This window comes from Bradyrhizobium sp. NBAIM08, assembly GCF_020193935.1.
Taxonomy (GTDB): domain Bacteria; phylum Pseudomonadota; class Alphaproteobacteria; order Rhizobiales; family Xanthobacteraceae; genus Bradyrhizobium; species Bradyrhizobium yuanmingense.
Genome location: NZ_JADYVR010000952.1, coordinates 1 through 404, shown reverse-complemented (window position 1 = coordinate 404; position 404 = coordinate 1). Strand labels below are relative to the sequence as shown.

1 pseudogene is annotated in these 404 nt (G+C 36.4%); it reads left to right on the top strand.

From position 1 onward, the window contains the following. Window positions 1–404: pseudogene (locus I6F37_RS42895) on the top strand (hypothetical protein); the annotation flags it as partial.

The following is a 404-nucleotide window of genomic DNA, read 5'->3' as shown; positions in this document are numbered from 1 at the left end:
CTTTATAAAACCACTTTACAAAGTTGGTTTAGGAAAAAAAATGCAAGTTCCAGGAAAGAAGCAGCGGTTACGAACCAGCGTCCAACTGTACATCTTTTCTGTGATGAATTTACCAACTACAACGATACAGAGATTGGCATTAAAGCAATTACATTACTGGAAAAATTGGGTTACGAAGTAGTAATCCTAAAACACATTGAGAGTGGCCGGGCCTGGTTAAGTAAAGGATTGTTGAGAGATGCAAAAAAGATAGCCAATAGAAATATTGAGCTATTGAAAGATGTAGTTACGGCAAGCTCTCCTTTAATAGGAATTGAACCAAGTGCCATTCTTACTTTTAGGGATGAATATGTTGATCTGGCAAATGATGAAAATTTTGAGTCTTCAAAGGCATTGTCCAAAAA